This is a genomic window from Kribbia dieselivorans NBRC 106261 (assembly GCF_001552435.1).
GTDB lineage: Bacteria > Actinomycetota > Actinomycetes > Actinomycetales > Dermatophilaceae > Kribbia > Kribbia dieselivorans.
Map to the genome: position 1 here is coordinate 1 of NZ_BCRE01000203.1, position 9,920 is coordinate 9,920.

Sequence of the window (9,920 nt, forward strand, 5' to 3'; positions counted from 1 at the left end):
CGCCACCCGCGCGCGGGCCGGCGGCATCAGCGGCGCGGTCGGCGCTGGGGCCGGCCCGAAGGCCTCGGTTGTCATGGACCGAGTCTAGCCCGATAAATACACATCAATGTGTAATAATCCTGAGGCGGGCTGACGAAGCCGGCCCGCCACGGCCAACCGGTCACCACATAGGAGGAACCATGACGGACCTGCCCCTTGTCGAGAAGGCGACCTGCACCTGCGGTCACCACGACGATGACCTGCCCACGCTCGACGCCCGGGAGATTCCGCACGCCATCCGCCACGCGTCGATCCTCGGTGCACTCGGTTCGCTCAAGCCCGGTGGGGCGATGGCGCTGATCGCGCCGCACAACCCGCTGCCCCTGCTCGGGCAGATCAAGGACGCCTACGGGGACTCCGTCGAGATCAGCTACCTCGAGGAGGGCCCCGACGCCTGGAAGCTGAGGTTTGCCCGCGTCTGATGTGCAGCTACTGCGGGTGCCAGTCCATCTCGACGATCGGCCGGCTCATGGCCGAGCACGTCGAGGTCATCAACGCCACCGGTGACCTGCGGCGGGCGTGCGAGGCGGCCGACGGTGCCTCCGTCGGCCGCCTCGCCGGCCGGGTCGCCCGACTGCTCCACCCGCACACGGTGATGGAGGAGGTCGGACTCTTCGCGGTGATGTCCGAGCAGGAGGAGTACGCCGACCACATCCACCGTCTGTGCGGCGAGCACACGCTGCTCGATGAACTCCTCGCCGCCGTCGCGGCGGGGGACCTGGCCGGCATCTCCGCGTTCGAGCACGCCCTGCGCGAGCACATCGACAAGGAGGACAACGGTCTCTTTCCGGCCGCGGCGATCGCCCTCTCCGGCGCCGACTGGGATCGAGTCGAGGCGGCCGCGACCCCGCCCACCCATCCGCATGACCACTCCCACGGACCGGGCCACGATGACCACGAACACGAACACGAGCACGAGCACCCCCACGTCCACCCCGGCGCCACAGGCGAAATCCGCCCGCCCGCCGGCTGATCCGGCCCGCCAGCGTGCGGGCCGGTCTGCTCGTCATCGCGATGTCCGCTGGCGCCTGGTCCTGCTGGCCCTCGGTGGCGTCAGCCTGCTGGCCGGGCTGGACGCGGCGCTGCTCGCCCTCGGCACCTGGGCTCCGGTGCGCGCGAGCCACCTGCCCGACGTTCACGGCATGGTCATGGTCCTCGGCTTCCTCGGCACACTGATCGCCCTCGAACGCGCACAAGCCCTCCGGCAGCCATGGGCCTACCTGGCCCCCGGCCTCCTCGGCTCCGGCGGCATCGCCCTCGCGTTTGGCCTGCCCCGACTGATCGGTCAGCTCCTGCTCCTGGAGGGCACGGTGCTGTTCGCCCTCGTCTACCTGGCGCTCTACCGGCGCGCCCCACAACCGCTGGTGGCCGTGCAGGTGCTCTCCACGGTCCCGGCCATCGCGGCCGCGGCCCTGTGGCTCGTCACCGACGTGTCTGTGCTGGTGCCCCTGATGGCCGCCTTCGTCGTCGTGACGATCGCCGCCGAGCGCGCGGAGCTCGCCCAACTGGGCATGGGTCCGCACGCCGTGCCACGACTGGTGGCGCTGGCCATCCTGACCGTCCTGTCGGCGGTGGCCGCGCTGCTGTGGCCGCCGGCGGGCAGCCGACTCTTCGGGGCGGCCCTCGTGGCCATCGCGCTGTGGCTGATGCGTGACGACGTGGCCCGTCGCCTCGTGCGCACCCACGGCTTCCGGCGCTACAACGGCGCCGCCCTGCTGGCTGGATACGGCTGGCTCACCCTCGCCGGGCTGGTCTGGCTGACCGCCGGCACCCCCAGCTCACAGGGAGCGTATGACGTCGTGATCCACGCAACCTTCCTCGGTTTCGGGCTGTCCATGGTCATGGCCCACGCACCGACGATCTTCCCCGCCGTGCTCGGACGACCGCTGCCGTACCGGCCGGTGCTGTGGCTGCCACTGGGTCTGCTGCACGGCGGCCTGGTCGCGCGGGTGGCCGGAGATGTGCTCGGTGGTGGGCCCCTCTGGCAGGCCGGGTCGGTCGTCACCGTCGTTGCCCTGCTGGTGTTCGTGCTGACCGCGGCCGTCGTGGTGGTGCGCGCATGAGCCCGGCCCGCCCACGCCGGCGTCTGCGCGATCAGGTGGCCGTGGGGTGGCTCACGGCAGCCGTGGCCATCGGCATCGCACACCGCTCCGTCCCCGCAGCGACCTGGCTGATGATCCACCTCGTGCTGCTCGGCGCCCTGACCCACTCCGCGCTGGTGTGGAGCGAGCACTTCGCGCACACCCTGCTGCGTGCGCCCCAGGACGACGCGTCGCGCCGGCGGCAGGACATCCGCATCGTCCTGTTCGCCCTGGGCGCGCTCGCGGTGTTCCTGGGCGTTCCCGGGCAGTGGTGGTGGCTCGTCGTCACCGGTGCCTCCCTCGTCTCGGTCGGGGTCGTCTGGCACGGGATCCACCTGGTCGCCCTGTTGCGCCGGGCCCTGCCGAACCGCTTCCGTGTGGTCAGCCACTCATACATCGCTGCCGCCGCCTGCCTGCCGGTGGGTGCCGGATTCGGAGCGGCGCTCGCCTTCGGGCTGCCCGCGGAGATGCACGGCCGTCTGCTGATCGCGCACATCGCGGTCAACCTGCTCGGGTGGATCGGGCTGACCGTGACCGGCACCCTCGTGACCTTCTGGCCCACCATGCTGCGCGCCCGGATGGACGAGCGTGCCGAGCGACTGGCCCGCCGCCAGGCCCTGCCGCTCCAGGTGGGTGGGCTCACCGTGCTCGTCTCCGGGGCGTTGCTCGGCTGGCGACCGCTCGCGCTGGCCGGGCTGCTCCTCTATGCCGCGGGCCTGGTCTGGTGGGGCCGTGCGCTGGCCGCGCCCCTGCGCGCCAAGGGACTGCGTGAGTTCGCGCCGGCCTCCGTGCTGGCCGCGCTGGTCTGGGCGGTCGTGGGGCTGCTCTGGGTCGGATGGCTGCTCGCGACCAGTCGGACCTGGGAGGCGGTTGCGCAGTCGCTGCCAACCGTGGCCGGGGTGTTCGCCGTCGGGTTCGCCGCCCAACTACTGGCCGGAGCGCTGTCGTACCTCATCCCCTCGGTCCTGGGCGGTGGTCCCTCCGTCGTGCGGGCCGGGCGGGCCTGGTTCGATCGCGGGGCGACCTGGCGCCTGGCGGTCATCAACGCCGGCCTGGTCCTCTTCCTCCTGCCGGTGCCCTCGTGGGTGCGGGTCACCGTCTCGCTCCTCGTGCTCGTGGCACTCGCGGTGTTCCTCCCGCTGCTCATCGGTGGCGCGCGGGCCTCGGCTCGGGCCCGCCGTGCCGCAGCCCTCGGACAGGAGGCACCGGCCGTGGTCGAGCCCCGGCTGTGGTCGGTCGGCCAGTGTGTCGGGGCGGTGACTGCCCTGGTCGTCGCCGTCACGGTCGGGATCGGCGTCGACCCGGGAGCCGCCGGTCTGCCGCTCGCCTCGGGCGCGGCCCCGGCGAGCGCCGTCGAGCCGACGGGGCACACGACGCGGGTCGAGGTATCCGCAGCCGACATGCGCTTCACACCCAGCCGGATCACCGTACCGGCGGGGGACCGCCTCGTCGTCGTGCTGACCAACCGGGATGACGCGGACTCCCACGACCTCGTCATCGGCAGTGCGCGCACGAGCCGGCTGGCCCCGGGGGCCGGCGCCGAACTCGACGCCGGGGTGATCGGCGCCTCGACCCAGGGCTGGTGCTCCGTGGCCGGGCACCGCCAGATGGGCATGGTGCTCGACATCGTCGTGGAGGGCGCCGCCGCGGCGCCCGGGGCTGAGGCCGCCGGGCACGCCATGCACGGATCCGAGGCAACCGGACCCGCCGAAGCCGCCGGTGCGACGATCCCGCCGAACCGGGACGGCGCCACCTCCGTGAGTGGAGCCGTCGACCCGGTGCTGCCGGCGCTGTCCTCCTCACGCGTCCACCGGGTGACGCTGACCGTCACCCAGGTGCCGCTCGAGGTGGCCCCCGGTCTGTGGCAGACCCGCTGGACCTACAACGGTCGCAGCGTCGGCCCGACCCTACATGGCCGGGTCGGTGATGTCTTCGAGATCACGCTGGTCAACGACGGCGACATGGGGCACTCGATCGACTTCCACGCCGGCGCGCTCGCTCCCGACCGGCCGATGCGCACGATTGCTCCGGGCGGCAGGCTGACGTATCGCTTCACTGCCACCCGGGCCGGAGCGTGGATGTACCACTGCTCCACGCATCCGATGAGCACGCACATCGCGGCCGGCATGCATGGCGCCGTCATCATCGAGCCGCCCGACCTGCCCAAGGTCGACCGGCAGTACGTGCTCGTCCAGTCCGAGGTCTTCCTCGCCAACGGAGCCTCCTCGGCCGCCCAGGCGCAAGAGGTCGACGCCGACAAGGTCGTCGCCGAGCGGCCCGACCGCGTCGTCTTCAACGGCATCGCGAACCAGTACGACCTCTCGCCGATGCGTGCCCGGGTGGGCGAACGGGTGCGCATCTGGGGCGTCGACGCCGGCCCGAACCGTCCCCTCTCCCTCCACGTCGTCGGAGGCCAGTTCGACACCGTCTGGACGGAGGGTGCGTACACCCTTCGGGGCGACCGAGGTTCCGGCGCGCAGGTGCTGCCGCTGCTGCCGGCCCAAGGCGGGTTCGTCGAGTTGACGTTCCCCCAGCCGGGCCATTACCCGGTGGTCAACCACGTGATGGTCGACGCCGAGCGCGGTGCCCATGGGGTGGTGCGCGTGACCCGGTGACGCGGGTCAGCGGCGGTCTTTTGAGCGGTCGCACACCGGGAAAACCCACCAAATCCGGGGGAAAAGTCGGTCATCGGGGGAATGTGATGATGTCGTCCAGCAGGCGAGCGAATTCGCCATGGGACTAATCAATGGCATAACATCCCCTTATGTCGTTGCGGTGTTGACCGCGATGAGTCCAACCCCGATACGTACTTCCCGGAGGATTCCTTGAGCACGTCGACCCCCGAGCGCGTCAGGCCGTCGAAGTCGAACCGCAGCAACGGTCAGTGGTCCGTCGACGGTCACGAGCCGCTCAACGCCAACGAGGTGTTCAAGCAGGCGGACAACGGCCTCAACGTCCGGGACCGCATCCTCAACGAGTACGCGACCACCGGGTTCGACAGCATCACCGAGGAGGACCTGCACGGTCGCTTCCGCTGGTGGGGTCTGTACACGCAGCGCAAGCAGGGCCTGGACGGTACGCACACCGGTGCGCCCGACTCCGAGCTCGAGGACAAGTTCTTCATGATGCGCATCCGCCTCGACGGAGGACAGCTCACGCTCGACCAGCTCGAAACCCTCGCCGGCATCTCCCGAGACTTCGCCCGCGGCACCGCCGACGTCAGCGACCGGCAGAACATCCAATACCACTGGATCGCCATCGAGGACGTTCCCGAGATCTGGCGTCGCATCGAGTCGGTGGGCCTGCAGACGACCGAGGCGTGCGGTGACGTGCCCCGCGTCGTGCTCGGTAGCCCGGTCGCCGGGGTCGCCCAGGGCGAACTCTTCGACTCCAGCTCGACGGTCCGCGAGATCGTCGACACCTACATCGGCGACCCGTCGCTGTCGAACCTGCCGCGCAAGTTCAAGACCGCGGTGACCGCGCACCCGTCGCTGGATGTCGTGCACGAGATCAACGACGTCTCCTTCGTCGGCGTCGAGCACCCCGAGCTCGGCCTCGGCTACGACCTGTGGGTCGGCGGTGGCCTGTCCACCGCGCCGCGACTGGCCGAGCGCGTCGGCGTGTTCGTGCGCCCCGAGGAGGCCGCGGAGGTCTGGCACGGCGTCGTCTCGATCTTCCGCGACTACGGGTTCCGCCGCCTGCGCAACAAGGCCCGCCTGAAGTTCCTCATCGCCCAGTGGGGCATCGAGAAGTTCCGGGAGGTGCTCGAGACCGAGTACCTGAAGCGCCCGCTGCCCGACGGTCCGGCCGCGGTGCCGGACGGCGCGCCGGCCGACCACATCGGCGTCCACGAGCAGAAGGACGGTCGCCACTACATCGGCGCCGCCCCGATCGTCGGCCGTCTCAACGGTGACATCCTCACCGGCCTGGCGGCGCTGGCCCGCGAGGTCGGCGCCGAGCGCATCCGTCTGACGCCGCACCAGAAGGTGCTCCTGCTCGACGTCGCGACCGAGCACGTCGACCGCGCCGTGGCCGGCCTCGAGGAGCTCGGTCTGACGCCGAACCCCAGCCCGTTCCGCCGCTACACGATGGCCTGCACCGGCATCGAGTTCTGCAAGCTGAGCTTCGTCGACACCAAGGCCCACGCCAAGCGCACCATCCTCGAACTGGAGAAGCGCCTCGACGGCCTCGACCTCGACGAGCGCATCACCCTGCACATCAACGGGTGCCCCAACTCGTGCGTGCGCATCCAGACCGCCGACATCGGCCTCAAGGGTCTGCTCATGGACGACGGCGAGGGCGGCCACCGCGAGGGCTTCCAGGTCCACCTCGGTGGCGGCCTGGCCGAGACCACCGGCACCGAGGCCAACCTCGGCCGGACGGTCAAGGGCTTCAAGATCGCCGCCGACGACCTGCCGGATTACGTCGAGGGTCTGGTGCGTTCGTACCTGGACCAGCGCACCACCGGCGAGACCTTCGCGCAGTGGGCGCACCGGGCCGAGGAAGGGGACCTGAAATGACCGTCACCACACGACGCTCCGTCGATGAACTGCGCGCCATAGCGGAGGAGGGCGCGGCGCTCGGCGAGGTCGACGCCGAGACCCTTATGGCGTGGGTCGCGACGAAGTTCGCGCCCGAGGCCATGACCGTCGCCTGCTCGATGGCCGACGCGGTCCTGCCGCACGTCGTCGCGCGGTACGTGCCCGACGTCGAGGTGCTCTTCCTCGAGACGGGGTATCACTTCCCGGAGACCCTGGCCATGCGCGACACCGTGGCCAAGGCGCTGCCGATCACGGTCGTCGACGTCACCCCGAAGCAGACCGTGGCCGAGCAGGACGCCGAGTTCGGCGAGAAGCTGCACGACCGCAACCCGACCCTGTGCTGCCAGATGCGCAAGGTCGACCCGCTCAACGGCGCCCTCGAGGGCTACGAGGTGTGGTTCACCGGCGTGCGTCGCGACGAGGCTCCGACGCGTACCAACACGCCCCTGGTGACGTTCGACGAGAAGCACGGCATGGTCAAGGTCAACCCGCTGGCCGCGTGGAGCTTCGACGACCTCAACCTGTACTCCGAGATCAACGAGTTGCCGGTCAACCCGCTCCTGGCCCAGGGCTACCCGTCGATCGGCTGCTTCCCGTGCACCCGCAAGGTCGCCCCCGGCGAGGACATCCGTTCCGGCCGTTGGTCGGGCACCGACAAGGTCGAGTGCGGGATCCACGTATGAGCCGGTTGCGCGCATGACCATCACCGACTCCGCACTCGCCACCAGCGACATCAACGAAGGCACCCCTGTGACCACGCCCCTCACCACCGCGGCCGACGCCTCCGGCGCACCGGCCGCCGCATCGCTCAGTCAACTCGACGTGCTCGAGAGCGAGGCGATGCTCATCATCCGTGAGTCCGTCGCCGAGCTCGAGCGCCCCGCCCTGCTCTTCAGCGGCGGCAAGGACTCCGTCGTCATGCTCCACCTGGCCGTCAAGGCGTTCTGGCCGGCGCGGGTGCCGTTCCCGCTGCTGCACGTCGACACCGGGCACAACTTCCCCGAGGTCCTCGACTTTCGCGACCGCACGGCCGAGCGCCTCGGGCTGCGGCTCGAGGTCGCCAAGGTGCAGGACTACATCGACGACGGTCGTCTGCGCGAGCGTGCCGACGGCACCCGCAACCCGCTGCAGACCCAGCCGCTGCTCGACGCGATCGCGGAGCACAAGTTCGACGGTGTCTTCGGTGGCGGCCGCCGCGACGAGGAGAAGGCCCGCGCCAAGGAGCGCATCGTCTCCCTGCGCGACGAGTTCGGCCAGTGGGACCCGCGCACCCAGCGCCCGGAGCTGTGGAACATCTTCAACACCCGCCACCGCCCCGGTGAGCACGTGCGCATCTTCCCGCTGAGCAACTGGACCGAACTCGAGGTCTGGCAGTACATCGAGCGCGAGAACATCGAACTCCCGCCGCTCTACTTCGCGCACGAGCGTGAGGTCGTCGACCGGGACGGCATGCTGCTCGCCGTCGGCCCGTACCTGCCGGCCCGTGACGGCGAGGAGATCACCACCCGCACCGTGCGCTACCGCACCGTCGGTGACATGTCCTGCACCGGCGCCGTCGCCTCCGACGCCTTCGACGTCGCGGCCGTGGTCCGGGAGACCGCCGCCACCACCGTCAGCGAACGTGGCGCGACCCGCGCCGATGACCGGATCTCCGAGGCCGCCATGGAGGACCGGAAGAAGGAGGGCTACTTCTGATGGGCACCACGACACTGCTGCGCCTGGCCACGGCCGGGTCGGTCGATGACGGCAAGTCGACCCTCGTCGGGCGACTGCTGCACGACTCCAAGAACGTCCTCGTCGACCAGTTCGCCGCCGTCGAACGAGCCTCGGCCGACCGCGGTCTGGACGGCGCCGACCTGGCGTTGCTCACCGACGGCCTGCGCGCCGAGCGGGAGCAGGGCATCACCATCGATGTCGCCTACCGCTACTTCGCCACGGCGGAGCGTTCGTTCATCCTCGCCGACTGCCCCGGTCACGTGCAGTACACGCGCAACACCGTCACCGGCGCGAGCACGGCCGACGTCGTCGTGCTGCTCGTCGACGTGCGCCACGGCGTGCTCGAGCAGACCCGTCGCCACCTCGCCGTGGCCGCGCTGCTGCACGTGCCGCACGTCATTGTCGCGGTGAACAAGGTCGACCTCGTCGACTGGGACGAGGCCACGTACCGCTCCGTCGAGGCCGACGTCCAGGCGCTTGCTGCCGGGCTCGGCATCGCGCAGGGGCTGCACACCATCCCCGTCTCGGCGCTGCTCGGCGACAACATCGTCGACCGCTCGACGAACACCCCGTGGTACGACGGCCCGGCCCTGCTCGAACTGCTGGAGCAGTTGCCCTCGGGCGAGCCTGCGCCGACCGGCACGTTCCGCTTCCCGGTGCAGACGGTGATCCGCCCGCAGTCCGGAGCGGTCGACCCGCAGCACGTCGAGTACCGCGGTTACGCCGGTCAGGTCGCCGCCGGCACGATCGCCGTCGGGGACGCCGTCACGGTGCTGCCCTCGGGCCGCACGTCGACCGTGGTGGGTATCGACCTCGCCTGGACCGAACTGGACTCCGCCCACGCGGGGCAGTCGGTCACGGTGCGCTTGGCCGATGACATCGACATCGCGCGCGGAGACGTGCTCGTGTCCTCGCACGACGCTCCGCAGCCCGTGCGGGAGATCGAGGCCGTCGTCACGTGGCTGTCCGATCGGCCGCTGACCCCCGGCGCCCGCTACGACGTCAAGCACCTGACGACAACCGTCAAGGGCATCGTCAGCGAGGTCAACGGTCGTCTCGACCTGCACGAACTCGCCCCCGCACCGGCCACGTCGCTCGAGCTCAACGACATCGGTCGGGTGCGGATCAAGCTCGCCGCACCGCTGGCCACCGAGGACTACGCGACCTCGCGCCGCACCGGTGCGTTCCTGCTCATCGACGCCCACGACGGCGCGACCGTGGCGGCCGGCATGATCCGCGACCGCTTCGACGGAACGCTGCGGTGAACATCACTCCGCTCGGCGTCGCCCTGACCGGGCGACGTGTCGTCGCGGTCGGGGGCGGCCCGGTCGCCGCCCGACGGGTGTCGGCGTTCGTCGACGACGGCGCTGACGTCACGGTCGTCGCGCCGCAGTTGTGCGACGGCCTGGCCGACCTCGTCGCCGCCGGTCACATCACTTGGGCGGAGCGTCGTTACGCCGGGCCGGTCGATCTGGCCGGGGCGTGGCTGGTGCACACCGCGACCGGCGACGCGTCGGTCGACGCCGCCGTGGCGGCCGACGCC

The 9,920-nt window shown here is 70.8% G+C and carries 9 protein-coding genes; all 9 read left to right on the top strand.

Translation table 11 applies throughout. The features are described 5' to 3' along the window. Positions 1 to 179 precede the first annotated feature (179 nt). Entirely contained in the window at positions 180 to 461 is a 282-nt protein-coding gene (locus KD1_RS14205; protein WP_068403004.1) for a DUF2249 domain-containing protein, read from the top strand. After that, positions 461 to 1,012, top strand: a complete 552-nt coding sequence (locus tag KD1_RS14210) for a hemerythrin domain-containing protein (RefSeq protein WP_083542500.1) — start codon at positions 461 to 463, stop codon at positions 1,010 to 1,012. Before KD1_RS14205 ends, KD1_RS14210 begins: the two co-directional genes overlap by 1 nt. Then, positions 930 to 2,102, top strand: a complete 1,173-nt coding sequence (locus tag KD1_RS14215; RefSeq protein ID WP_245627425.1) for a DUF8744 domain-containing protein — start codon at positions 930 to 932, stop codon at positions 2,100 to 2,102. The genes KD1_RS14210 and KD1_RS14215 overlap by 83 nt, the downstream gene beginning before the upstream one ends. Further along, on the top strand, positions 2,099 to 4,735 hold the full coding sequence (locus KD1_RS14220) for a multicopper oxidase domain-containing protein (protein WP_068403006.1): 2,637 nt from the start codon (positions 2,099 to 2,101) through the stop codon (positions 4,733 to 4,735). The genes KD1_RS14215 and KD1_RS14220 overlap by 4 nt, the downstream gene beginning before the upstream one ends. 210 nt (positions 4,736 to 4,945) lie before the next feature. After that, positions 4,946 to 6,640, top strand: a complete 1,695-nt coding sequence (locus tag KD1_RS14225) for a nitrite/sulfite reductase (protein WP_068403007.1) — start codon at positions 4,946 to 4,948, stop codon at positions 6,638 to 6,640. Then, positions 6,637 to 7,344 (top strand): phosphoadenylyl-sulfate reductase, encoded by a 708-nt coding sequence (locus KD1_RS14230; RefSeq protein ID WP_068403009.1) that lies wholly within the window; start codon positions 6,637 to 6,639, stop codon positions 7,342 to 7,344. The genes KD1_RS14225 and KD1_RS14230 overlap by 4 nt, the downstream gene beginning before the upstream one ends. A gap of 13 nt (positions 7,345 to 7,357) precedes the next feature. After that, positions 7,358 to 8,356, top strand: a complete 999-nt coding sequence (gene cysD, locus KD1_RS14235; protein WP_068403011.1) for a sulfate adenylyltransferase subunit CysD — start codon at positions 7,358 to 7,360, stop codon at positions 8,354 to 8,356. Next, positions 8,356 to 9,642 (top strand): sulfate adenylyltransferase subunit 1, encoded by a 1,287-nt coding sequence (locus tag KD1_RS14240; RefSeq protein ID WP_068403012.1) that lies wholly within the window; start codon positions 8,356 to 8,358, stop codon positions 9,640 to 9,642. Before cysD ends, KD1_RS14240 begins: the two co-directional genes overlap by 1 nt. Continuing rightward, positions 9,639 to 9,920, top strand: a 282-nt coding sequence (locus KD1_RS14245) for a precorrin-2 dehydrogenase/sirohydrochlorin ferrochelatase family protein (protein ID WP_281177625.1), incomplete at its 3' end; no start/stop codon positions are given. The genes KD1_RS14240 and KD1_RS14245, both read left to right, overlap by 4 nt.